We start from the raw sequence: 23,270 nt of genomic DNA, 5'->3' as shown, positions 1-23,270 counted from the left end.
TGATGATCGGAAAACACGATCAAGCTAACCCGCAGGGCGGTGGAATGCAGGGCGGTACTCGGCCAACCGCCTGACGGGGAGTGGCGGTCAGCGGGCGTTGGGGGCGCGGTGCGGGGGCTGGCTCGGGGCGGGGCGGTGGGTCAGCTCGGGGATGGGCAGGGAGACGGGGGCGTCCTCGCCGACCGTCAGTTCGATGCCGTGGTGCCGGATGGTCAGTGGCGTGCCGGAGGTCAGGGTGTACGTGGCCCGGTCGGCGGTCAGTTCCACGCGCAGGCACCGGCCGAGGAAGCCCATCCTGAAGGCGAGCCGGCTGTACCGCTCGGGCAGGCGGGGCGCGAACCGCAGGGCGCCGTCGCTGCACCGCATGCCGCCGAACCCGGCGACCAGCGCCATCCAGGTGCCGGCCAGCGAGGCGATGTGCAGTCCGTCGCGGGTGTTGTGCTCCAGGTCCCCGAGGTCCATCAGCGCCGCCTCGGCCGTGTAGTCGGCGGCCAGGTCGAGATGGCCGGACCGGGCGGCCATGACGGCCTGGACGCAGGCGGACAGGGAGGAGTCGCGGACGGTCAGCGGCTCGTAGTAGGCGAAGTTGCGGGCGATCTGCTCCTCGTCGAAGAACTCCTCGAAGAACGCCCCGCAGGTGTACATGGCCAGCACCAGGTCCGCCTGCTTGATGACCTGCTTGCGGTACAGGTCGAAGTAGGGGAAGTGGAGCATCAGCGGGTACTGGTCCGGGCCGGTGCGGGCGAAGTCCCAGCGCTGGTAGCGGGTGAAGCCGGCGTGCTGCTCGTGCACGCCGAGTTCCTCGTTGTAGGGGACGTTCATGGCCTCGGCCGCGTCCCGCCAGGCGGCCATCTCCTCCTCGTCGGCACCCAGCCGCGCCGCCTCGTCGGGGTGGCGTTTGCAGGCGTCGGCGGCGGCCAGCAGGTTCGCCCGGGCCATCAGGTTGGTGTACGTGTTGTCGTCGGCGATGGCGCTGTACTCGTCCGGTCCGGTGACGCCGTCGATGTGGAAGGTGCCGCGGTCGTCGTGGTGGCCGAGGGAGCGCCACAGGCGGGCGGTCTCCACCAGCAGCTCCACGCCGACCTCGCGTTCGAAGGTCTCGTCGCCGGTGACGGCCACGTACCGCACGACGGCGTCGGCGATGTCGGCGCCCACGTGGAACGCCGCCGTCCCGGCGGGCCAGTAGGCCGAGCCCTCCGAGCCCTCGATGGTGCGCCAGGGGAACGCGGCGCCGCGCAGGCCGAGTTGGGCGGCGCGCTCGCGGGCGGCGGGCAGGGTGTCGAGGCGCCAGCGCAGGGCCTCGGCGGCGGACTTCGGCGCGGTGTAGGTGAGCAGGGGCAGCACGAACGCCTCGGTGTCCCAGAAGGCGTGGCCGTCGTAGCCGGAGCCGGTGAGTCCCTTGGCGGGGATGGCGCGCTGTTCGGCGCGAGCGCCGGCCTGGAGGACGTGGAAGAGGGCGAAGCGGACGGCCTGCTGGATCTCTTCGTCGCCGTCGATCTCGACGTCGGCCCGCGCCCAGAAGTCGTCGAGGTAGGCCCGCTGGTCCTCCAGGAGCCCCTGCCAGCCGCTGTGTCCGGCCGCCGCCAGGGCCGCCTCGACCTGGTCGCTCATCGCGGGCCGGGAGCGGACGCCGGACCAGCCGTGCGCGACCAGCTTCTCCACGCGCAGCCGCTCGCCCGGTTCCAGGACGGAGGTGATGGTCAGCCGGGCCACGTCCACGTTGGACTCGCTGCTCGTGGTGGTCCGTTCGGGGCCGGTGACGGTGTGGTCGGCGGCCACGGCGACCCGCAGGCCGCTGCGGCGGGTGCGGTGGACCAGGCGCAGCCGGCTGCCCTCGGCGAGGTCCTCCTCCGGCTCCAGCGGCGACTTCAGCGCCTTGGCGGCGCGCGGGTCGCCGTCCGGCTCGGGCAGGCTCTCGTTGGCGACGAGTTCGGACTGGACGACCACCCGGGTGCGGCTGTCGACGGGCTCCACCTCGTACGCCACGGCGGCTATCGCGCGCTGGGTGAGGGACACCAGCCGCGTGGAGCGCACCCGGACGGTCGAGCCGGCCGGGGAGGTCCATTCGCAGACCCGTTCCAGGACGCCCCGCCGCAGGTCGAGGATCCGCTCATGGGTGACGAGCCGCCCATAACGCAGGTCGAACGGCTCGTCGTCGACGAGCAGCCGCAGGACCTTGCCGTTGGTGACGTTGATGGAGGTCTGGCCGGACTCCGGGTAGCCGTAGCCGGCCTCGGCGTAGGGCAGCGGGTGCAGTTCGTGGACGCCGTTGAGGTAGGAGCCGGGCAGGCCGTGCGGCTCGCCCTCGTCGAGGTTGCCGCGCCAGCCGACATGGCCGTTGGACAGGGCGAAGACGGACTCGCTCTGCGCCAGGACGTCGAGGTTGAGTTCCGTCTCGCGCACGGTCCAGGGCTCGACGTTGAACGCTCGCTGGGTGATCACTCGGTCTCCCCCAGTTCGGCGAGGTCCTTCACCACGATGTCGGCGCCGTGCCGGTACAGCGCGTCGGTCTGCCCGACCCGGTCGACCCCCACGACGTAGCCGAAACGGCCCGCGCGGCCCGCGTCCATACCGGCCAGGGCGTCCTCGAAGACGGCCGCTTCGGCCGGCTCGACGCCGAGGTCCTCGGCGGCGGCGAGGAACGTGTCGGGGTGCGGCTTGCCGGGCAGCTTGCGCTCGGCGGCGACCACGCCGTCGATGCGGACGTCGAAGAAGTGCTCGGCGCCGATCGAGCGGAGCACGTCACGGCAGTTGGCGCTGGAGGAGACGATCGCGGTGCTGAGTCCGTGGGCCCGGACCGCCTCCAGATAGCGCAGTGTTCCGTCGTAGGCCTCGACGCCGTCGGTGCGGATCTTCTCCAGGACCAGCTCGTTCTTGCGGTTGCCCAGTCCGTGCACGGTCTCGGCGCCGGGCGGGTCGTCCGGGGCGCCGTCGGGCAGGTCGACGCCGCGGGAGGCGAGGAAGGTGCGCACTCCGTCGGCGCGTGGTCGCCCGTCGACGTACTCGTCGTAGTCCGCCGCCTCGAACGGCCGGAAGTCCGCGCCGTCGCGCTCGCGCAGGAAGGCGTCGAACATCTCCTTCCAGGCGGCCGCGTGCACGACGGCCGTCTTGGTGACGACGCCGTCGAGGTCGAAGAGACAGGCGTGGATGTGTGCGGGAAGACCGAGCTGCGTCATAGGGGACCCGTTCCCCGCCCGGCGACCTTCCAGTGAGTGGCGCACGCCACACGCAGGGGGGTGCGCGGGGGTGCGGAGCTCACGGCGCCCCGGCCCCCACCGGGTGACAGACTTTCCCTGTGCCGCTCACCTTCGACGACCTCCTCCACCGTGCCCGGGCCCTTCCTCAGGGCGGCCGGCGCGCGATCCTCGGTATCGCGGGCAGTCCCGGCGCCGGCAAGTCGACGCTCGCCGAGCGCCTGGTGCGGGAGTTGAACGACGCCGGTGACCCCTGGGTCGCCCACGTCCCCATGGACGGCTTCCATCTCGCCGACGCCGAACTGGAGCGCCTCGGCCTGCGGAGCCGCAAGGGCGCGCCCGAGACGTTCGACGCGGCCGGGTACGCGGCCCTGCTGCGGCGGCTGCGCGACGAGCCGGGGGACGTCGTGTACGCCCCGGGCTTCGAGCGCGTCCTGGAGCAGCCGGTCGCGGGCGCGATCCCGGTGCACCCGACGGCCCGTCTGGTCGTCACCGAGGGCAACTACCTCCTCCTGACCACCGGAGCCTGGCCCCGCGTCCGCCCCCTCCTCGACGAGGTGTGGTTCTGCGACCTGCCCGAGCGGGAGCGTGTCCGCCGGCTGGTCGCCCGTCACGAGCGGTTCGGCAAGACGCACGAGGAGGCGGTGGCCTGGGTCGCCCGCTCGGACGAGCGCAACGCCGAGCTGGTCGCGGCGACCCGGGGACGGGCGGACCTGGTGGTGCCGGGCGGGGTATGACCGGCCGACCCCGGGTCAGGTCCGCTTCCCTCAGGACCGGCGGGCGCGCAGTGCGACGGTGAGTGTCTGCGGGCCGTGTCCCCCGATGTAGACGCGGTTCCCGGTCGTCGCGTCGGTGCCGCCCACCACGGTGTAGTCCTGCCCCGGGTCGTACCGCAGCACATCGCTCCGGTCCGGCCCGGCCAGGGGTTCGCCCGCCTCGACGACGGCCTCGACGCGGATCTCGTCGCCCCCGGCCCGGTAGGTCATCGGCCCGGCCGCCAGGCACCAGCGTCCGTCGCCGACGGGGACGGCGCCCTCCGGCTCGCCCCCCGGGCGGAAGGTCAGTTCGAGGGCCCAGGGCACCCGTGGTCCGCTGATGTCGATGCGCAGGTCGGCACCGTCCTCCCGCAGGTCCACCTCGATACGGGTGGTGTGGGAGACCTCGTCCCGAGGCCGGTCCGAGAAGGCCATCGCGGCCGAGAAGCGCCCCTCGTCCGCGAGCCGGTAGACGCCGTCGTCCCGCCGCCGGTCCGTCGGCAGCGGCTGGTAGTAGGCGGCCGTGAGGGTTTCGGTGAGCCGGTACCGGTGGGCGGCGGACCGCTGCATCTCGGCGGCACGGAACGGGCCCAGGTCGAAGAATCCCCGGGAGAGCCGGACCGCGTCGAGGACCGCGTCACCGGCGAACAGACGCAGGAAGGTGGGATTGCACGCGAGGCCCGAGCGGATGCGCCGGTGCTCGGGCACGTCGGAGCCGCCGTACACCACCGTGTGCGCGGTGGCCGAGGCGCGGGCGGCCAGACGCGCGGTGGTGAGGTACCGGTCACGCGGAAGGGGCTCCGCGTCCGGTGCCGGCAGGACGCGGGTCAGGTCCGGGGCGAGGAGGGCCTCGGCGAGCAGGTCGGGGTCGTCGATGCCGCCGGCGGCCGCCAGCCGCGCCGCCCGGCTGAAGTCGCCCCGGCCGGTGCGGATCGCGAGCAGCCGGTAGTGCGGCAGGTAGGGCGCCAGCGGGAACGGGCGGTTCTGGTCCTGCCGGCGCGAGTGGACGGTCTCCACCGTGCCGTCCGGCCGGATGAGGTCCAGGGTCGTGGCGAGATTGCGTTCGACGGCGTCCAGCAGGTCGGCGCGGCCGAGGACGTCGGCCAGCAGCAGCAGCGAAGGGTTGGACACGTGGGCCGCGTAGTTGGCGCTGCGTTCCGAGTACAGGCCCTCCGCGTCGATGTCGACGCCCTCGGCGAGCCACTCCTCGATGCGGTCGAGCAGCCGGTCGTCGGGGAACGACCGGTGCAGCCGGGCCAGCGCGGCGCACAGCTCCCAGCGGTGGTTCGGGGTGTGCACCCCGCCGGTCAGGAGACTGCCGGAGGCGGCACGGGCGATCTCGGCGAGCGTGGCCGTGACGTCGCGCAGTTCCGGCCCCGCGCCGGCGGCGAGGACGTGCGCGTCGCACACGTCGTTGACGGTGAATCCGGAGTCCGGCGGTGACTGCACGTTGTCGCCGCCGGCGAACAGGCCGGTGTCCGTCTGCGCGGCGCGCAGGGCGCGGAGCTGGGTCGTCGCGGCGGCGAGAGCCTGCCCGCTGCCGTGCAGGGCCGAGTCCGGGGACCGGTACGCGGCGATCAGGGTCTTCACCCGGCGTGCCAGCGCGCGGTGGGGCACACCGGCGGGTTCCTCGTCGGGGGCGGCCGCCAGCGGGGCGGCCGGCCGGTCGGCGGCGCGGGCCGCCGCGCGGACGAACTCGTGGTCGAGCGGGGTGCTCACGGTCAGTCCTTCAGTCCGGCGTTGATGTCGGCGTTCATGACGTACCGCTGGAAGACCAGGAAGACCACGATCAGCGGGACCATGGAGATGACCGAACCGCCCAGCAGCACCGACCAGTTGATGTTCTGCGCCCCGACGAGGCTCTGGATGCCGATCTGCACGGTGAACTTCTCGGGGTCGTTGAGCATCAGCAGCGGCCAGATGTAGTCGTTCCACCGCCACTGGAAGGAGAGGATGGCGAGCGTCAGCATGATGGGCCGGGAGATCGGCACCATGATCCTCAGGAAGATCGACAGCTCGCGCGCGCCGTCGATGCGGGCGGCCTCGATGAGCTCGTCGGGGACCGTCAGGAAGAACTGGCGGAACATGAAGCATCCGGTGGCGGTGAGCAAAGCCGGGAGGATGATGCCGGCGAGCGAGTTGTAGAGGCCGAGGTCGCGGACCACCAGGAAGAGCGGGGCGAGCATGACCTCGCCGGGCAGCATCGTGGTGGCCAGGATGCCGACGAAGAAGGCCTTGAGCCACTTGTTGTCGTACTTGGCCAGCGCGTAGCCGGTACAGCAGCTGACTCCCACTGTGAGGATCGTCGCGATCACACACACGATGGCGGTGTTGATGAAGTACTGGGAGAAGTTGGCGCTGTCCCACGCCGCCTCGTAACCCGACACGGTGGGGTTCGTCGGGAACAGCGTCAGCGGGAGGGAGAACAGGTCTCCGGCCGGCTTGAAGGAGCTGAGGACGAACCACAGCACCGGCACGCCGTAGAGGGCCGCCAGGACCCACAGGAGTGTCGTCGCGGGGATCGCGCGCCGGAGCCCGCCACTGGCCGCGCTGCCGGACCGCTTCCTGGGCACAGCCCGTCCGGGCGTGGAGTCGGCCTTGCGCGGCGTGTCTGTGGTTGTCATCGGTTCTCCACCCGCCGGTTGACGATCAGCTGGACGATCGCGACGGCCATCAGGATGAGCATGAGCACGAACGACGCGGCGCTCGCGTAGCCGATCTGGCCCGATTTGAAGCCGGTCTGGTAGATGTACTGGACCAGCAGGTTGTTCGATGTTCCGGGTCCGCCGTTGTTGAGGGAGGCGAACAGCGGGTATTCCTTCATCGCGTGGATCGTGTTGAGCAGGATGACGATGAAGGACGTCGGCGCGATGCTCGGCAGCGTGATGCTCATGAACTGGCGCCATGGTCCGGCGCCGTCGAGCGCGGCCGCCTCGTAGTACGACGTCGGTACGTTCTTGATCGCCGCGATGAACAGCAGCATGGAGAAGCCCGTCCAGGCCCAGGATGCCGCCACCACCACGACCAGCAGCGACAGGTCCGCGTTCGACTGCCACGGAACGGCGCTTCCGCCGGCCTTCTCGATGAGGTAGTTGACCAGTCCGAAGTTCTCCCCGAACAGCCACCGCCACAGGACACCCACGACGATGGGCGACAGAAGCCACGGGATGAAGAAGAAGATGCGGGCGACCGACACACCCTTGGCGTGCTTGCTCACCAGCACGTTGGCGATGAGCAGCGAGAACACGAAGTTCAGCGGCACGAAGAGGACGGTGTACAGCAGCGTCCGGGTCGTCGCGTCGTAGAAGGTGGAGTCCCCGAACAGTTTGCTGTAGTTGTCCAGTCCGACGAACTGGAACGCGCCTACGCCCGTGTAGTTCGTGAAGGAGTAGACGAGCCCGATCACCGCCGGCCACATGAAGAACAGCGCGAACAGCACGACGTTGGCCGCGATGAGGACGAGCGGCGCGACGGTGTACTTGCTGCGTCTCCTGGGCGGGCTCACGGTCACGTCCGAGGCGCGTTTTGTCATCTTCCTGACTCCGTGCTGGTGGAATGGATTGCTGTGGGCTCACGCCGTGAACCCGGCATCACGTGGGCGCCCGGGGCCGGGCGGCGGGGCCGGGACACCGCCGCCCGGGCCCGTCGGCCTACGATCCCCCGCCGACCTGCTGGTTGTAGCCGGCCACGATGTTGTCCAGCGCCTTGTCGGGCGACTGCTGGCCGTTGATCGCCTTGCCGAGTTCCGTCTTGGTCGGGTCCTCGGTGAGGCTCTTGCCCTTCAGCACCCACTTCGTCTGCGCGCCGTTGAAGTAGCCGGAGATCGGGGCGTAGAGCGGGATCGACTCGTTGTACAGCTTGAACGCCGCCTGCGCCGCCTCGGACTTGAAGGGGTACTTCGGGTTCAGGCCGGTCTCGACCGGCAGGAAGCCCGAGGCCTCGCACAGCACGCGGTAGTTGTCCGGCTCGTAGATCCAGGACAGGAACTTCTGCGCGGCGGTGGCGGCGTCACCGTTGTTGTTGAAGCCGACCATCATGCCGCCGCTGTTGACGTCGCTGGCCTGCACCGGCTGGGCGGGAGTCGGGACGCTGGCCCAGTCGAACTTCTTGATGCTCTCGGAGAAGGCGGCGACCTGCCACACGCCGGACCAGTAGGCGACCACGTCACCGCTCTGGAACATGGCGGACGGGTCGGCACCGCTGGTCCACACCGACTTCGGCATGGTCTTGTTGTCGTTCCATCCGACGAAGGTGTTCACGGCCTTCTTGGTGGCCGCGTCCACGGAGAACTTGCCGGAGGAGTCCGCGTGGACGTACTTGCCGCCCATCTCGTACACCATGGCCCGCAGCCGGGACGGCGACTGGTCGAAGGTCAGGGAGTACTTGGCGCCGGTCTTCTCGCGGACCTTGTTCGCCGCCTTGATGAACTCGGTCCAGGTCCAGGTCTTCTCCGGCGAGGTGGGGAAGGAGACACCGGCCTTCTTGAACAGGGTCTTGTTGATGAACATGCCGGACGCGGTGACGTCCGAGGGGATGGACAGCACCTTCCCGGACGAGTCCTTCGCGACGAAGTTGGCGTTGATCTTGTTGCTCTTCTTGTTGGCGATGGAGCTCAGGTCGATCAGCTTGTTCGCCCAGATCGGGTCCAGTGCCGGCACGGCCGCCACGTCGGGCAGCGAGTTCGCCTGCGCGGCGTTGTGCAGCTTCGTCGGGTAACCGTCGTAGGGGATGTTGACGAGCTTGACGGTGACGCCGGCTTCCTTCTTGTACTGCGCCACCATCTTCTTCCAGCCCGCGTCCTGCCCGGGAACCGTGGAGATCCAGAACGTCAGCGACTTGGACGTCCCGCCCGAGTCCCCACCCGAGCCGCAGGCGGAGAGCAGAAGGGCACCTGCCGTGGCCACGGCAGCGAGGGGAACCACGCGGCGTATGCCGCCGCGGCCGAGTCGGCGGGAGCGCCGCACACCCACACTGATCATCTTCGATCCCTTTTCGTCGTAGCGGAGGAAGCACGGGGCCGGCCGAGGCGGCACTGGTGCATTGTGAAGGAGATGTCGCTTTCCGGGGGCACGGCCTCGCCCGGCCGCGTCGCCTTGACGGGTGGTGTCCCCGGCCATGACGGCCGGCGTCGCACAAGCTCGCCCTCGTGCGGCTGCCGTACTTCGCGTACGGGCGGGAGGCTCACCCGGAGTCGGCGTCCCGGCCGACTTAGAAAGCGCTTGTCCGGACATTGGCAGATCGAGTCGGAGGCCGTCAATCCTTCGCCCTCGCGGACTCGGTCACGGTTTGGACTCCTCGGGAGACCGCCAGCCGGGCGGCGCCCACGACGGTGCCGAGATCGCCGACCGTGCTGCTGACGACTTCGGTGGGCCAGCTCAGCCGGGCGAGCTCGGCCCTCACACCCCGCAGGAGCTGCGGGTACGCGCCGGTGCTGCCCCCCAGCACGACCAGCCCCGGGTCCAGGACCGCGGTCACGGCGGCGGCGAGCCGGCCCACGTCCACGGCGTGGCGGTCGACGACGGCGCGGGCGGCGGTACGGCCCTGTGCGGCGAGGGCGAAGAGCTGCTCGGCGGTGTCGGGGCACGGCCCGTCGGTGTCCGGCCAGGCCTCGGCCGCGCGCCGCAGCAGGGAGCGCGCGCCGATGTACTCCTCCAGGGCCTCGTGGCGGGGCTCACGGCCGTCGTCCCACGGGTAGGGCAGCCGGGCCAGCTCACCGGCCGCGCCGTTCGCTCCGCTGAGCACCTGGCCGCCGACGACGATGCCGAGGCCGATACCGACGCCGATGCGCAGGTAGCCGAAGGTGTTCCGGCCCCGGGCGGCACCCTCGTGCAGCTCGGCCAGGGCGGCGCAGTTGACGTTGTTCTCCAGGTGGACGGGGACGCCCGGTGGCAGCGCGACGGCCACGGCGTCGAAGACGGGGCCCGCCTTGGCGGTCGCCGGACGCATGCCGGCGCCCTCCTTGCGCGGCGCGGTGACGTCACCGACGGCGACGACGATGGTCCGCAGCGGGGCGTCGGCGGGCAGCGCGTCGAGCGCCTCGCGCACGACGTCGGCGGCGCCCGCCCGGGAGCCGGTGGCCTCGGCGAGCAGCGTGCCGTCCAGGGCGCAGCCGCGGACCCGGGTGAGGGCGGGGCCGAGGTCGACGGCGAGCACGGCCCCCGCGGCCGGCCCGAGACGGTAGACCGCGGCGTTGCGTCCGGTGCCGCTGGAGGCCGTGCCGGAGTGGGCGGCAAGCCGGACGCCCTCCAGTTCGGCGACGGCGGCGGACACCGTCGGCTTCGACAGGCCCGCGAGACTCGCGAGCTGCGGCCGGGTCGCGCGGCCGGCCCCGGCCAGTACGGCGAACACCGCGCCCGCGCTCTCGGTCAGGCGGGGGGCTCTTGCCACGTCAGGTTCCAACAGTTCCCCCACACGGGTAACGGGCCGCGCTCCCGGGCCGACCGTCCCGGATCGTCTCGGGTCGTCTCGGATGGTCTCGGGTCGTCTCCACGGGACGCGGCGAAGGCATTCCTCTTGACGCACTGTACTTCGTTAGTTAACTTCCTAACGAAGTTCACGGTACTCGCCTGCCGTGCTCCGCCAGAAGCCCGTCCCGGGGCTTCCCTAGTCCTTCAACTGCCCGCCCCTCAGGCACGGTTCGCCCACCGTCGCAGCACAGCGCAACGACGAAAGGGGTTCCGTGCAGGACATCGCGACGCTCGTGGTCGGTATCGACGTGGGCGGCACCAAGACGCATCTCCGCGCGCTCGCGGGCGAGGCCCTCGTGGCCGACCACATCCGTGCGAGCGGCGGCTGGCGGCCGCACGACCCGGTGGCAGCCGCCGGGTGGCTGGCCGCGCTGGTCGCCGACGCGCTTCCGGCAGGTGCCCGTCCGTCCGCGGTGGCCGTCGGCGGGCACGCCTGCGAGACCCCCCGCCAGTGCGCCCAGATCCGCGCCGCGCTCCAGCTGCACTTCGACGCGCCCGCGCTGGTGGTGGGCGACGCCCAGCTCCTCGTCCCCGCGGCCGGTCTGGACAAGGGTGTCGGCCTGGTCGCCGGCACCGGTTCGGTGGCCGTGGGGCGGCTGCCCGACGGCACCGCCGTCCAGGTGGGCGGCTGGGGCGCGGTCCTCGGCGACGAGGGCGGCGCCGCCGGGCTCGTCCGGGAGGCGGCCCGGGCCGCGTGGGCCGCCCACGACCGCGGGGAGCGGCCCGACGCGCTCGCGCTCGGGCTCATCGCCGCGCTCGACGTGCCCGAGGTCCCCGCGCTGGGCGCGGCTTTGGAAAGGGCGACGGACGTTTCCGCCGAGTGGGGCCGGCACGCCCCCGTCGTCTTCGCGGCGGCCGCCGACGGCTCCGCGCTCGCCCGGACCGTGATCGACGAGGCGGGCTGGGCGCTTGCCGCGCTGGTCACCCGGCTCGCCGACCGCGGGGTGGCGGTCGACGACGTGGTCGTGGCGGGCGGCACCGTGCTGTCCCAGCCGGAGCTGTTCGACGCGTTCACCGTCGCCCTGGCCGAGACGCTGCCCACGGCCCGCGCCAGACCCCTTCGCGTACCACCGGTCGAGGGCGCGGTGGCGCTGGCGCGGTCGCTGCGGTGAGCCGGGCCGTGCGTTCATCCGTGGGACACCTCCCGGCCGCCGAACCCTCTTCGACGGGACACGGCTCGGCCTTCGAATCAGGCAAGATCGCACGACTTTCCCCGGTCACATCTCCGAAGAACTGAAGAGAGGCACACCCATGCCGTCATCCGCCGGGCACCACTCCCCCACCCTGAACCGGAGGGGCTTCCTCAGAACTTCCCTGGGCGGCTCGGCCGCGCTGGTCGCCGCGCCGACCCTCGTCGGGTGGCTGGGTGCCGCGGACGCCAAGGCCGCCACCGCTCCCGCCGCGTTCGTCGACGACTACAAGACGAACGTCCTGGCGAACCAGACCCCCGAGACCAACGCGGTCGTCCGGGCTCTCGGGGGCTTCGCCCAGGTGTGGAAGACCGGCACCTGGAACACCGGCATCCCGCTCATGCCGGACGTGCTGCGCTCCAACGTGCGTTACTGCGAGCGGATCACCGCCGACCGCACCGAGGCGGAGGCCAAGGAAGCCTTCGTCATTGACCGCCAGCACCAGAGCTACTCCATGATCGGCGGCCTCGGCCCGCTCGCCGCGCTCTACAAGACGGGCGCCAAGGCGGTCACTTCGATCACCAGCGCCCCGGACGGCACCCCATCGGCCAAGATCAGCGATGCCGTGCCCGCCGACGCCCCGGCCGGCTCCGCACTGGGCGCGGGCTCGTACGACTCCGAACTCGGCCTCGTGGCCCGGCTGGTGGACACCTTGCGCGGCAACTGGGCCTCCAGCAACCCGGCCAAGTTCGCCTACCAGTACCCGCGCCCGTGGCGGATGAACGAGGAAAGCGAGGTCGTCGACACCGGCGAGACGGACGAGTTCGGCTTCCCGGTGTACGAGTCGAAGGTCGTCGTCGCCCCGCAGCTGCTGCGCCAGCGTGGCGACAAGCCCGCCGAGGACGGCGGTTTCCCCAGTGGCCACACCAATGCCCTGCACCTGGCGTCGCTGGCGTACGCGTACGCGGTTCCCGAGCGTTTCCAGGAGCTGGTGACGCGTGCCCTGGAGCTGGCCCACACCCGCATCGTGGCGGGCATGCACTCCCCCGTCGACGTGATCGGCGGACGGATCATGGCCACCGCGCTGGCCGCTGCCACCCTGGCCGACCCGGCGAACGCGGAGCTCAAGGCGGCGGCCCGCGCCCAGGCCCTCGCCTACTTCACGCAGCGCACCGGCACCACGGCGGACACGCTGTACGACTACGCCCACCCGGGCGCCGGGGACGCCTACGCCGACCGTGCCGCCAACGCCCGCTCGGTCGCCCACCGGTTGACGTACGTCCTGCCGCGCCGGGGCCGCAAGGACCCGCTCACCGTGCCGAAGGGCGCGGAGGTACTGCTGGAGACGCGCCTTCCGTACCTGAGCGCGGCCCAGCGGCGCGAGGTGCTGCGGACGACGGCGCTGCCCTCCGGCTATGTCCTGCTGGACGGCTTCGAGCAGTGGGGCCGGCTGAACCTGTTCGCCGCGGCGGACGGTTACGGCGCGTTCGACCGGGACGTCACCGTGACGCTGGACGCGGCGGCCGGCGGCTTCCACGCGGCCGACAGCTGGCGCAACGACATCGAGGGCGACGGCGGTCTGACCAAGCGTGGCTCGGGCACGCTCACCCTGACGGGCCACAACCGCTATCACGGCGGGACCGTCGTCGAGGACGGCGTGCTGGTCGCCGGGGCGCCGAACGCGCTGGGCGAGGGCGACGTCCGGGTCACCGGCGGCACGCTGCGCGCGGACAAGGTGCTGCGGGTGCGCGGCTCGTACGTCCAGGACGGCGAGTCGGCGCTGGAGCTGCTGCTCCGCAGGAACCACGGCCCCGCCCTCACGGTGAGCCGGCGGGTCCTGCTCGGCCGGGGCAGCGTGCTGTCGCTGCGGCTCGACTCGGAGCGGCCGCCGGTCGCCGGGACGACCCTTCCCGTCCTGTCCGCCGCACAGCTGCGCGGCCGGTTCGACCGGGTCGAGCTGGACTCCGAGACGCTGCTGGCCGTCCCCGTCCACACGGCCGGCGGTCTGTCGGTGCGACTCGTGCGGAGGTAGCGCTTTCCACGGCGGGGGCTGATGCACAGTTGGGTCCATGAGGGCCCTCCGGATCGCTCCCGCCGTTCCCCGGCCGGTGCCGCTCCCGCCCCCGGTACCGGCGGAGGGCGCGCACCGGCCCGGCAGGCGGTGGCCGGTGCCGCTGATCGTGGCCGTACTGCTCGCGCAGATGGCCTTCGCGATGCTCACGACCGCCGTGCGGCAGACCCCGACGATCGACGAACCGGTGTACGTGGGCGCGGCCGCCCAGTACGTGCACGAGCACCGGTTGCGGCACAACCCCGAGCATCCGCCGCTCGGCAAACTGCTCATCGGCGTGGGGGTCGCCCTGGCGGATCCGCACCTCGACCCGGCCTTCGCCGGGGACCAGGGGCGGTCGGGCCGGCATCTGCTGTACGAGGCGGGCAACGATCCCTGGCGGCTGATGATCCTGGCCCGCCTGCCGGTGATCGCGCTGACCCTGTCGTTCGGGCTGGTGGTGTTCGCCTTCGCCCGTGAACTGGCCGGGCCGCTCGCGGGGTTGGCCGCCCTCGCGCTGTACTGCTTCTCCCCCGACGTCATCGCCCACGGCTCGCTCGCCACGCTCGACGTACCGGCCGCCGGGTTCGTGCTGACCTCGGCGTGGCTGGTGTGGCGGGCCCGCCGGAGACCGCGGCTGTACGCGCCGCTCGCGGGAGTGGCGCTGGGCGCCGCGCTGGCCACGAAGATGAGCATGCTGCCCGCTGTGCCGGTGCTGGTGGCGCTGACCGCGGTGTCCGTGCGGCGGTCGTCCGGCGGCAGTCGGCTCCGGGCCGTTGCGGCGGCCGGTGGGATGGCCCTGGTCGCCGTCGCCGTCGTGTGGGTCACGTATCTGATGGTCGATCCGCGGCTGCGCTGGGCTCCGGAGCAGCAGGTACCGGTGGTGCGCGGACTGCGGGGGCTGCTGGTGGAACTGATGCCGTTCCCGGAGGCCTACCGGGACGGGATGCGGGTGCAGTTCGGGCTGGAGAACCGGCCCTGGCAGGGGTTTTTGTTCGGGCGGCTGTACGACGGCTCGCTCTGGTACTACCTGCCGGCCGCGCTGCTGGTGAAGACCCCGCTGGGGATGCTCGTGCTGTGGGTCGCGGGTGCCGCGGCCCTCGTCGCGGTCCGGCGGCTGCGGCCTGCCGCGCCCTGGGTGCTGGCCGTTCCCCTGGTGCTGCTGGCTGCGGTCATGCAGGGGGCGCGGGACTTGGGGACGCGCTACGCCGTGTTCCTGCCGCTGTTCCTCGCGGTGGCGGCGGGGTGCGTGCTCGCGGTGCGGCGGCGGTGGGTCCGCGTGGGGCTGGCCGTACTGGTGGCGTTCGCCGCCGTCAGTTCGGTGCGGGCGTATCCCTACTATCTGCCGTACTCCAATGAGGCGTTCGGGGGGCCGGGCAGGACCCGGGAGTGGCTGCACGACTCGAACGTCGACTGGGGGCAGGACCTCGGGCGGCTCGCGGACCGGCTCCGCGAGCGGTATCCGGGCGAGCGGGTGTGGCTCGTGTACAAGGGCAGTGGTGTGCCGTCCTTCTACGGCATCCAGGCCCAAGATCCCCGGCGGGTGCCGGTCCGTGAGGTGCGGGGACTGCTGGCCGTGTCGGACTCGGCGGCTGCGAAGGCCACGGGGCGGCTGGCCGAACTGATCGGCGGCAGCCGCCCCGTGGACGACGTCGGGCACTCGATCACGCTGTACCGCCGTTGAGTGCGGTCGCGCGTGAGTGCGGTCGCGCGCGTACGTCAGTGCATCGCGTGAGTGCGTCGCGTGTCAGTGGGTCGCGTAGAAGAACCCGTCCGCGCTCACGTGCTCCATGACCCGGCCGGCCACCCGGTAGCGGCCGTTGGGCACGTCGGGAGCCCTCGCCACATGGACCGCAAGCGGGCCGGCGAACTCGTAGCCGCGGCGTTCCGCGTGGCGGCACAGGCTGTCGGTGAGGGCCTGGCCCACGTCGGTGCCGGTGCGGGTCAGATGGTCGTGCACGTCGTCGGACAGTTCCACGTCGTAGGCGTTGGGGACCATGATGCGGCCCTCACGGCACACGACGGCGTTGTCGTCGCATGCGCGCCGCAGGGCGTCGAGGACCTCGACGGGCTCCCTGTCGAGGAGCCGCGCCCACAGCGCGTCCAGGCGGTTCTCCAGTGTCTGTTCCAGCGCACTCAGCGCGCCCATGCCGTCTCACCTGCCGGAAGCGTCGTCGATTCGATCGGGGTGCCGTGGGTCTCCTGGAAGGACACCGCCTATCGGTCGTCGTAGTCGTCGGGGCGCACCTCGGCCTCTTCCAGGGCCTCGCGCATCGTGCGGCCGGTCGCGCCGGGCGGCCGGGAGCTGTGGTCGTCCTGGTGTTCCAGCAGTTCGTCCGTGGTCTCCGTCTTGGGACGGTTCTCCTCGGGGACGGTCATGTCGGCGGCTCCTCTCGGGGGTCGTGTGCGGCGGCGGGTTCCCGCCCGGCGTACGGGTAACCCCCGGCCGGGCAGCTCATGCTGCCCGAAGAAGCCCTGGTCACCATGTGCGTGAGCTATGTTGAACGTCCTGGGAGACGAAGGAGGCGCACCGGTGCCATCGCCGCAGCAGGCACGCGCACAGGCATCCGCGATCACCTCGGGGAAGGCCGCCCCCGAAGCGGAGGTCTCCCCGTCCGCCCAGCTCAGGGCGCTCTTCGACCGTCCCCGGCTGTCCCCGGGGCAGCGGCGCATCGCGCAGTACCTGATCGAGCACATCACCGAGGCGGCGTTCCTCTCGATCACTGATCTGGCGGACCGGGCCGGGGTCAGCCAGCCCTCGGTGACGCGGTTCGCCTCGGCGGTCGGCTTCAGCGGTTACCCGGCGCTGCGGGAGAAGCTCCAGTCGATCGCGCTGGGCACCCTCGCCGTCGGCCCGGCCGAGGAGGTGCGGGGCAACGAACTGCAGGCGGCGGTCGACGCCGAGATCGAGAACCTGGAGAACCTGCGGCGCGACCTGGCCGACCCGGGCGTGGTCATCGACGTCGGCCGCAAGCTCTCCTCCTCCACCCCCCTGACCGTCCTCGGGCTGCGCATCTCCGTCTCCCTCGCCGAGTACTTCGCCTACGCCGCCCGCCGGATCCATCCGGACGTACGGCTCGTGACGCGGGGCGGCAGCGTCGCCTACGACGCGCTGCTGCAGTCGCGTGAGGCGGGTGGTACGTGGGTGCTGGCGTTCTCCCTGCCCCGGCACGCCCAGGAGACGCTGACCGCCGTGCGGGTCGCGCGGGGCGCCGGGCTCAAGGTCGCGCTGATCACCGATCTGGCGCTCGGGCCGCTGGCGGACGAGGCGGACGTCGTCTTCGCCCTCGGGACCGGGTCGCGGCTGGTCTTCGACTCCTACGCGGCGCCGGGCGTGATGTGCTCGGCGCTGCTCCAGGCCATGACGGACGCGGACCCGGAGCGGACGCAGGCGCGCCTTGAGGAGTACGAGCAGCTCGCCGACCAGCACCAGTTCTTCCTCAGGGACTGAGCGGCACGCGGTGGACACCACATGGGGACCATCCACAACAAAGCACGCATGAATGTTTTCATGCTTCTTGCAAACCGGATGGCATATATAAATACTGCTCACGGATCGCGACCCGGCAGTTCCGGATCCGTTCCGCACCCGTGGAGCCGGGTCCTACCCACTCCGGCGTCCCGGGTGTTCGTGGCGGCCCCGGTCATCCCCTAGGCCGGGGCCGCCCCGACCCGTCGTCCACCCTCACGACGCCGCACACCCGGAAGCGATGATCATGCACCTGACCACCACGCGCATCAGCCCCGACTGGCCCTGCCAGGTCAAGACCCCCGGGAGCTACGACTGGGAGCGTTCGGCGGCCAAGTGGCTGCGCGAACTGGTGCCCTCGCGCTACGCCGGATACCCCGTGTTCGTCCGCCACCCCGTCCTCCTGGCCCGGCACGCCCAGATCCAGGTCCAGAACGAGATCCGGGTCGCCCGCACCGCCCTGCAGACCGCCCGCGCCGACCTGCCCGGGCTCGGCCTGCACGAGGGGGTCATCGAGCACACCATCAAGCTGTACGCGGCCGAGGTCATGCAGCTCCAGCACATCGCGCGCAGCGTCCGGGCGGTGACCCAGGCCCTGGTGGAGGCGAACCGCCAGCCGTGAGCCACCGGGCATGACCGGCGCCGCGCGTGGCACCCGTGGGGGAATGAGCACCACCACAGCCCGGCGCGGCGAGCCGGTGACCACTGTTCTGACCTGGCAGGTGCGCCCCGGCCGGGAGCAGCGGTTCGAGGAGTGGACGCACGGCATCACCCGCTGCGCCAGACAGTTCCCCGGCAACGAGGGCGTCTCCTGGCTGACGCCCGAGGACGGCCACCGCTACCACGCGGTCCTGCGCTGGTCCGATCAGCACCGGCTCGCCGCCTGGCTGGAGTCCGAGGAGCGCGCGCGCTGGCACCGGCGCATCGAGGACATCGCCACCGAGGTCAGCAGCGAGCGCCAGTCGACGACCGGGATGGAGACCTGGTTCAGCCTCCCGGGCACCACGGTCCAGGCCCCGCCCCGGTGGAAGATGGTCCTCACCACCTTCCTCGGCGCCTACCCCTTCACCCTGCTCGTCCAGTGGCTGGTGACGCCCCACACCGCCGCCTGGCCGCTGCCCCTGCGGGCGGCCGTCTTCCCGCTGGTGCTGCTGCCCGTGCTGACGTACCTGGTGATGCCGCGGCTGAGCCGGCTCCTGCGGTTGTGGCTGTACCCGCGCGACGGCCGCTGACCACTGCCCGGCGAGGCCCGAGTGACGGATGGGGCGCCGGGGCCGGGCGATCAGTCCGTGCGCACAAGCCGCTCTTCGAATCGGGCCGGGTGTGCCATGCTCAACGCGTGACGAGCGAGCCCGTGACGCCGGCGCAGTCCGGTGCCGCACCGGATCTGGTCGAACTGACCAAGATCGTCGCCCGGCAGCGCGCCGAGCTGGACCGGCTGCGCGACCAGGCGGCCACGGCTGCTGTCGTGGAACGGGCCAAGGGCGCGGTCATGTCACTGACCGGTTGCCCCGCGGACGCCGCGGGCGAACTGCTGCTCCAGCGGGCCAAGGCCGCCCGTCACACCCTGCTGGAGGAGTGCTGGATCACCCTGGGCACCCTCGCGCCCGCCCCGCCCGCCCCGGGCAGGGCGGGCGAATCCCCCGGCGCCGGGGCACACCCTTCCGGGGAGGCGGCCCTGGAGCAGTCGGACGCGCCGGACGACGTCACCGCCGCCCTGGCCCGCCTCGGCCAGGCCCTCGTTCGGGTGATGACACCGCACGACCTCGCCCGGTGCCTGCTGGAGCATCTCGGCCCCGACATGGGAGCCGAAGCGGTCCTGATCTACGCACGCAGGCCCGACGGCGGGCTCGGTCTGATCGGGCACGCCGGCATCGAGGACCGGCTGGCGGCCCAGTGGGGCCAGGTGCCGCCGCTGAGCGGCATGGCGGCGCTGGACGCACTGCGGGCGGGTGAGCCGCGCTGGCTGGAGGACTTCGCAGCGGACGAACGGCGGTACCTGCTCATCGGCGACCCTCCCCACCTGTGGCGCTCACGTGCCTGGCTGCCCGTGGTCGCCGCGGGCCCGGCCGAGGTCTGCATCGGCGTGCTGCGCGGCCGGGCAGGCGTGTTCACCCCGCGCGACCGGGCCCACCTGCGGGGCGCCACCAGCCTGTGCGCCGGCCGGCTGCGCACCTTCGACCCCCCGCCCGAGCGCGACGCCGACGCCACCACCGACGCGGTGCAGGCGCTGTTCGAGGCGCTGCCTGTCGCGGCGATGCTGCTCACCCCGCTGCGGGCCGCGACGGGCGAGACCGAGGACTTCCGGGTGGAGGCCGCGACCGCGCAGGTGGGTGATCTGCTGGGCCGGACCGGTGAGGAACCGGCCGGGCGGCGGCTGCTGGAACTGCGGCCGGCCCTGGCGGCCGAGCCGCTGTGGCAGGGCTGTCTGCAGGTGCTGGCCACCGGGAAGGCCTACCAGGGCGAGCCGTTCGCGCACGAGGAGGTCCTGGCGGGCGTCGCCGAACTGTCCGTGTACACGGCGCGGGTGGCCCCGCTGGGCGACGCCCTCGTCGTCTCCTGGATCAGGCACGGCTCCTCCGACCGGCAGGAGCAGCGGCTGGCGGACCTCCAGCGGCTGGGCAATCTCGGCTGGGCGAACTGGAACCTGGCCACCCGGGAGGCGTCCTGGTCGACCCAGGTGTTCTCCCTCGTCGGCCGGGACCCGGCACACGGCCCGGTGCCTCTGCCCGAGGTGCCGGAGCTCGCGCTGCCCGAGGACACGCCCGCGCTGACGCGTGCCATCGGTGAACTCGTCCACGGCGGGCGGCCGTTCGACGTACCGTTCCGGATCCGGACGAGCGGCGGCATCCGGCACCTGCGGCTGGTGGCCGAGGCGGTGGCCGACCGGCACGGGACGCCCGTCGAGGTGCACGGCTTCGTGCAGGACATGACCGCCCGGCGGCGGGCCGAGCTGGCCCTGGTCGAGAGCGAGCGGGCGATCCTGACCCAGCACGACGTGCTGCAGGCCGAGCGGACCCTGGCCTCCCGGCTCCAGCACGCTCTGCTGCCGATGTCCAACCGGCCCGTGCACCTGGCCGGGCTGCGCGTCGAGGTCGCCTACCTTCCGGCCCAGTCGGGTGTGCACGTCGGCGGTGACTGGTTCAGTGCCATCGAACTGCCCGAGGGGGACGCGCTGCTGGTGGTCGGCGATGTCGCCGGGCACGGCGTCGACGCGGTGGCCACGATGGCCCAGCTCAGGTTCACCGCGAAGGGCATGGTCATCACGGGCTCGTCGCTGACCGGCGCGCTCGCCCGGCTGAACACCCTGCTGCTGCACTCACGCGACTCCCACGCGACCGCCACGATGGTGCTGGCCCGCTACGAGCCGCGCCGCCGGCGCCTGGTGTGGGCCCAGGCGGGACACCCCCCGCCGCTGCTGCTGCGGGACGGCGAGGCGCGGTATCTGTTCAGGCCGCACGGCATGCTGCTCGGGGCGACCGCCACGCCGGTCTACCAGGAGGCGGAGTGCCGACTCGACCCGGGCGACCGGCTCATCCTGTACACCGACGGCCTCGTGGAGCACCCCCCGGACAGCATCGACCGGGGTCTGGAGCAGCTCGCCGAGGCGGTGGCGGCTCCGCACGGTGACGGGCCCGCCTCGCTGGGGCCGTTGCTCGCGCGGATGCTGCCGGACGAGCGGCGGGACGACGTGTGCGTGGTGGACGTCCGGGTGCCCGGGGTTCGGGACGGGTAGGGGTCGCCGCTCTCACGAGTCGCCGCGGTGACGCCAGTACCACCACAGGCCCACGAGCAGGGCCAGCAGGAACAGGGTGGGCAGCACCAGGCCGGGAATGCGGGAGCCGTTCATGGGCGTGGCCTTCGGTTCGCAGCGGTTCGGGCGCCTCGTGCGTCGCCCCTGCCCAGGATGACGCCGGTTTGCCCCGCCGTTGTGCCGCTTTCCCCAGCCCTTGCCCGGCGTTCGACTGGAGAGGGTGACGTCAGTCGACCGGGTGGCCCGGGTCGATGGTGAGGGCGTCGGAAAGCCGCAGCAGCGGCCCGTCGTGCGCCTCGTGTCCGCCCCACTCGACCGGGTCGAGGACGAAGCCGATGTGGTCGCCGCCGCCCGCACGGGTCAGGATCCGGCCGACGAACCAGGCGGGCGCGTCCTCCAGGACGAGGGCGCCGCCGTACGCCTCCCGCAGACGGACGTCCTGGAACTTGTCCGTGGTGTCACCGGTGTGCCCGCCGAACAGCTCGGCGAGGCCGTACTGTTCGCGGCCGAGCAGGTGCACGGCGAGGACGTCCGCGTTCCGGGCCACCCGGAAGGTGTGGTTGAGCTCGGACAGCCACACCACGAACCGCACGGGCCGCAGCGAGCACTGCGAGGCGAACCCGACCAGGCATCCCGCCCGTTCACCGCCCGCGGCGGCGGTGACCACGTACATCTCGGGGTTCAGCCGGTCGACGAACTCGTCCATGCCGGCCATCGTCACACATCAGCTCACCCCCGCCGGGGTGCGGGACTCCAGTGCGGCCCGGGTGTCGTTGCCGTACACGCCGGTCTCGTCGCCGCGGATGCCGTACCAGAGCTGGAAGCGGGCGACCGCCGCGGTGAGGGTGGGGTCGTAGCGGCCGCTGGTGGAGCCGTCCCGGTAGACGTCCGGGATGCGCAGGAGGCGTTGCTGGAGTTCGGTCACCTCGGGGCCGCTGGCTCCCTCGCGCAGCGTGCCGGCGCCGTCGGGGTCCACGGGTGCGGGGGCGGCCGGGCCGGACGGGGTGGGCGTGGGGTCGGAGGTGGAGGGGGCGGCCCGGGGCGGGCCCGGCGCGGGCGCGGCGGTGTCGTCCTTGTGCTCGCCGCGCAGCAGGAGCGCACCGCCGAAGCCGATCACCGCGGCGGCCAGGAGGGCCACCGCGACGGCGGCGCGGCGCAGCCGGGCCCCAGGGGGGACGGCGCGGGTGGAGCGGCGGGTGGTCGCGCGGGACACGGGAGGGAGCTCCTGCGTCAGGGCCTCGGAGCCGGTCGGCGGCCCGGGCAGTGCGACGGACTCGTAGCCGCCGGGGTCGCGGCCGGAATCCTGCCGGCCCGGGTCGCGGCCGGTCTCCCGCTGGAACTCCCGCATCAGTTCCGCGAGCGCGTCGGTGCGGCGGGGCCGCAGGACGCGGATGGGTTCGAGGGCCGGGCCGTCGTGCGGCGGCCGGGGCTCGGACGGTGTCGACACGCTGTACTCCTTCGTCCGGGCCGGGGGCGCCCGTCTTCGGGGATCGTCCTGCCGCTAGATACGCGGCCTGCGCGTCCGGGGTTCAGCGACCGGCCGGGCCCGGTCGGCAGAGCACTCAGTACCTCGGGTGGTGTGCACTGAGTGCCACGCCTGATCTTCCGGGTGCTACGTTCGCGCCCATGAGCTCCGAGAAGGACGAGGCCGGTACCGGAAAACCACCCATGCGGGACGCCCTGGTGGCTGCGGCCTTCCGGCTGTTCCTGGAGCGGGGGTACGAGCAGACCACCGTCGACGACATCGTGGCGCTCGCCGGTGTCGGACGGCGCTCGTTCTTCCGGTACTTCCCTTCCAAGGAGGACGTGGTCTTCCCGGACCACGAGCGGTGTCTGGCCGACATGACGGCCTTCCTGGCGGACGGCTCCGACGACGACGAACCCGTGGGGCGGGTCTGCGACGCGGCACGGCTCGTGCTGCGCATGTACGCCGAGAACCCGACGTTCTCGGTGCAGCGCTACCGTCTCACCAGGCAGGTGCCGGGGCTGCGCGCCTACGAGCTGTCGGTCGTGTGGCGCTACGAGCGGGCCCTCGCCGAGTACCTGCGACGGCGCTTCGCCGCCCGCCGGGAGGGCATCCTGCAGGCCGACGTGATCGCGGCGGCGGTGGTGGCGGCGCACAACAACGCGCTGCGGTCCTGGCTGCGTTCGGACGGGCGGGGCGAGGCGAGCACCGCGGTCGACCACGCGCTGGCCTACGTGCAGTCGGCGTTCGGGGCCGTGCCGGTGCCGCCGGTGGCGGAGCGGCCGGAGGACGTGGTGGTCGTCGTGGCGCGGCGCGGGGCGCCGCTGTGGCGGGTGGTGCAGGAGATCGAGGCGACGCTGGGGCGGGGCTGAGCGCCCTCATATTGAGGGTACGGAGTGCCTTTACGAGTGGCACTGAGTGCCATACTCTGTGCTGCGTGCACGGTGGCACGGCGAACCGCGCACACGTGTGCGCGGGTGATCGCG

Annotated in this window: 20 protein-coding genes; 9 read left to right on the top strand and 11 right to left on the bottom strand. The window is 72.3% G+C overall.

The window, feature by feature from the left end:
• Window positions 1-87: 87 nt before the first annotated feature.
• On the bottom strand, window positions 88-2,442 hold the full coding sequence (locus tag OO68_RS30820; protein ID WP_033312466.1) for a glycoside hydrolase family 65 protein: 2,355 nt from the start codon (window positions 2,440-2,442) through the stop codon (window positions 88-90).
• Window positions 2,439-3,176, bottom strand: coding sequence for a beta-phosphoglucomutase family hydrolase (locus OO68_RS30815; RefSeq protein WP_033312465.1), 738 nt, complete (start codon window positions 3,174-3,176; stop codon window positions 2,439-2,441). The genes OO68_RS30820 and OO68_RS30815 overlap by 4 nt, the downstream gene beginning before the upstream one ends.
• Window positions 3,177-3,295: 119 nt before the next feature.
• Here OO68_RS30815 and OO68_RS30810 point away from each other — a divergent pair, with 119 nt between their 5' ends.
• Complete coding sequence (locus OO68_RS30810) at window positions 3,296-3,931, top strand: nucleoside/nucleotide kinase family protein (protein WP_033312464.1); 636 nt, start codon at window positions 3,296-3,298, stop codon at window positions 3,929-3,931.
• Between the two features lie 30 nt (window positions 3,932-3,961).
• Here the strand turns inward: OO68_RS30810 and OO68_RS30805 are convergent, their stop codons facing one another.
• The 5 genes from OO68_RS30805 to OO68_RS30785 form a co-directional block, all read right to left on the bottom strand.
• Window positions 3,962-5,668 (bottom strand): hypothetical protein, encoded by a 1,707-nt coding sequence (locus tag OO68_RS30805; RefSeq protein ID WP_033312463.1) that lies wholly within the window; start codon window positions 5,666-5,668, stop codon window positions 3,962-3,964.
• 2 nt (window positions 5,669-5,670) lie between these two features.
• Window positions 5,671-6,573: a carbohydrate ABC transporter permease gene (locus OO68_RS30800; RefSeq protein ID WP_033312462.1), complete on the bottom strand. Its 903-nt coding sequence runs from the start codon at window positions 6,571-6,573 to the stop codon at window positions 5,671-5,673.
• Window positions 6,570-7,481: a carbohydrate ABC transporter permease gene (locus OO68_RS30795; protein WP_033312461.1), complete on the bottom strand. Its 912-nt coding sequence runs from the start codon at window positions 7,479-7,481 to the stop codon at window positions 6,570-6,572. Before OO68_RS30795 ends, OO68_RS30800 begins: the two co-directional genes overlap by 4 nt.
• 118 nt (window positions 7,482-7,599) lie before the next feature.
• Window positions 7,600-8,928 (bottom strand): extracellular solute-binding protein, encoded by a 1,329-nt coding sequence (locus OO68_RS30790; protein ID WP_033312460.1) that lies wholly within the window; start codon window positions 8,926-8,928, stop codon window positions 7,600-7,602.
• A gap of 274 nt (window positions 8,929-9,202) precedes the next feature.
• Window positions 9,203-10,336, bottom strand: a complete 1,134-nt coding sequence (locus OO68_RS30785; protein WP_245237225.1) for an ROK family protein — start codon at window positions 10,334-10,336, stop codon at window positions 9,203-9,205.
• Window positions 10,337-10,628: 292 nt separating this feature from the next.
• On the opposite strand from OO68_RS30785, the gene OO68_RS30780 reads away from it, so the two are divergent.
• From OO68_RS30780 to OO68_RS30770, 3 genes are all read left to right on the top strand, one after another.
• Window positions 10,629-11,528, top strand: a complete 900-nt coding sequence (locus OO68_RS30780; RefSeq protein ID WP_033312459.1) for a BadF/BadG/BcrA/BcrD ATPase family protein — start codon at window positions 10,629-10,631, stop codon at window positions 11,526-11,528.
• Between the two features lie 139 nt (window positions 11,529-11,667).
• Window positions 11,668-13,578, top strand: a complete 1,911-nt coding sequence (locus OO68_RS30775; protein ID WP_033312458.1) for a phosphatase PAP2 family protein — start codon at window positions 11,668-11,670, stop codon at window positions 13,576-13,578.
• A gap of 37 nt (window positions 13,579-13,615) precedes the next feature.
• Window positions 13,616-15,280: a phospholipid carrier-dependent glycosyltransferase gene (locus OO68_RS30770; RefSeq protein WP_078625553.1), complete on the top strand. Its 1,665-nt coding sequence runs from the start codon at window positions 13,616-13,618 to the stop codon at window positions 15,278-15,280.
• Window positions 15,281-15,343: 63 nt separating this feature from the next.
• On the opposite strand, the gene OO68_RS30765 is transcribed toward OO68_RS30770, so the two are convergent.
• Window positions 15,344-15,745: a DUF3662 domain-containing protein gene (locus tag OO68_RS30765; RefSeq protein ID WP_033312457.1), complete on the bottom strand. Its 402-nt coding sequence runs from the start codon at window positions 15,743-15,745 to the stop codon at window positions 15,344-15,346.
• A gap of 68 nt (window positions 15,746-15,813) precedes the next feature.
• The gene (locus OO68_RS46975) at window positions 15,814-15,975 is read right to left on the bottom strand and encodes a hypothetical protein (protein ID WP_167345929.1); all 162 of its coding nucleotides are present in this window, start codon (window positions 15,973-15,975) and stop codon (window positions 15,814-15,816) included.
• 154 nt (window positions 15,976-16,129) lie between these two features.
• Here OO68_RS46975 and OO68_RS30760 point away from each other — a divergent pair, with 154 nt between their 5' ends.
• The 4 genes from OO68_RS30760 to OO68_RS30745 all read left to right on the top strand — a co-directional run bounded on the left by OO68_RS30760 (window position 16,130) and on the right by OO68_RS30745 (window position 20,801).
• Window positions 16,130-17,047 carry a MurR/RpiR family transcriptional regulator gene (locus OO68_RS30760; protein WP_033312456.1) on the top strand — a complete coding sequence of 306 codons (918 nt, stop codon included), beginning with the start codon at window positions 16,130-16,132 and terminating at the stop codon, window positions 17,045-17,047.
• A 259-nt stretch (window positions 17,048-17,306) separates the two neighbouring features.
• Window positions 17,307-17,687: a hypothetical protein gene (locus tag OO68_RS30755; RefSeq protein WP_181361526.1), complete on the top strand. Its 381-nt coding sequence runs from the start codon at window positions 17,307-17,309 to the stop codon at window positions 17,685-17,687.
• A gap of 43 nt (window positions 17,688-17,730) precedes the next feature.
• Window positions 17,731-18,297 (top strand): antibiotic biosynthesis monooxygenase, encoded by a 567-nt coding sequence (locus tag OO68_RS30750; RefSeq protein ID WP_033312455.1) that lies wholly within the window; start codon window positions 17,731-17,733, stop codon window positions 18,295-18,297.
• A 107-nt stretch (window positions 18,298-18,404) separates the two neighbouring features.
• Window positions 18,405-20,801: a SpoIIE family protein phosphatase gene (locus OO68_RS30745; protein WP_033312454.1), complete on the top strand. Its 2,397-nt coding sequence runs from the start codon at window positions 18,405-18,407 to the stop codon at window positions 20,799-20,801.
• A gap of 244 nt (window positions 20,802-21,045) precedes the next feature.
• On the opposite strand, the gene OO68_RS30740 is transcribed toward OO68_RS30745, so the two are convergent.
• Together OO68_RS30740 and OO68_RS30735 are read right to left on the bottom strand one after the other, a co-directional pair.
• A complete protein-coding gene (locus OO68_RS30740; protein ID WP_033312453.1) occupies window positions 21,046-21,534 on the bottom strand; it encodes a flavin reductase family protein in 489 nt (162 codons plus the stop codon).
• A gap of 9 nt (window positions 21,535-21,543) precedes the next feature.
• Window positions 21,544-22,266 carry a peptidoglycan-binding domain-containing protein gene (locus OO68_RS30735; protein ID WP_033312452.1) on the bottom strand — a complete coding sequence of 241 codons (723 nt, stop codon included), beginning with the start codon at window positions 22,264-22,266 and terminating at the stop codon, window positions 21,544-21,546.
• A gap of 221 nt (window positions 22,267-22,487) precedes the next feature.
• Between OO68_RS30735 and OO68_RS30730 the strand changes: the two genes are divergently transcribed.
• A complete protein-coding gene (locus tag OO68_RS30730) occupies window positions 22,488-23,156 on the top strand; it encodes a TetR family transcriptional regulator (RefSeq protein ID WP_033312451.1) in 669 nt (222 codons plus the stop codon).
• Window positions 23,157-23,270: the final 114 nt, after the last annotated feature.

It is taken from the genome of Streptomyces iakyrus (assembly GCF_000717055.1).
GTDB lineage: Bacteria > Actinomycetota > Actinomycetes > Streptomycetales > Streptomycetaceae > Streptomyces > Streptomyces iakyrus.
Note: the sequence above shows the minus strand (reverse complement) of the source record. Positions and strands in the feature narration are given on the sequence as shown.

Bases quoted from the DNA above. Each gene is read 5' to 3' on its own strand.
- OO68_RS30815 (WP_033312465.1), bottom strand. From the start codon at position 3,176: ATGACGCAGCTCGGTCTTCCCGCACACATCCACGCCTGTCTCTTCGAC.
- OO68_RS30800 (WP_033312462.1), bottom strand. From the start codon at position 6,573: ATGACAACCACAGACACGCCGCGCAAGGCCGACTCCACGCCCGGACGG.
- OO68_RS30795 (WP_033312461.1), bottom strand. From the start codon at position 7,481: ATGACAAAACGCGCCTCGGACGTGACCGTGAGCCCGCCCAGGAGACGC.
- OO68_RS30790 (WP_033312460.1), bottom strand. From the start codon at position 8,928: ATGATCAGTGTGGGTGTGCGGCGCTCCCGCCGACTCGGCCGCGGCGGC.
- OO68_RS30775 (WP_033312458.1), top strand. From the start codon at position 11,668: ATGCCGTCATCCGCCGGGCACCACTCCCCCACCCTGAACCGGAGGGGC.
- OO68_RS30770 (WP_078625553.1), top strand. From the start codon at position 13,616: ATGAGGGCCCTCCGGATCGCTCCCGCCGTTCCCCGGCCGGTGCCGCTC.
- OO68_RS30765 (WP_033312457.1), bottom strand. From the start codon at position 15,745: ATGGGCGCGCTGAGTGCGCTGGAACAGACACTGGAGAACCGCCTGGAC.
- OO68_RS46975 (WP_167345929.1), bottom strand. From the start codon at position 15,975: ATGACCGTCCCCGAGGAGAACCGTCCCAAGACGGAGACCACGGACGAA.
- OO68_RS30755 (WP_181361526.1), top strand. From the start codon at position 17,307: ATGATCATGCACCTGACCACCACGCGCATCAGCCCCGACTGGCCCTGC.
- OO68_RS30750 (WP_033312455.1), top strand. From the start codon at position 17,731: ATGAGCACCACCACAGCCCGGCGCGGCGAGCCGGTGACCACTGTTCTG.
- OO68_RS30740 (WP_033312453.1), bottom strand. From the start codon at position 21,534: ATGGCCGGCATGGACGAGTTCGTCGACCGGCTGAACCCCGAGATGTAC.
- OO68_RS30730 (WP_033312451.1), top strand. From the start codon at position 22,488: ATGCGGGACGCCCTGGTGGCTGCGGCCTTCCGGCTGTTCCTGGAGCGG.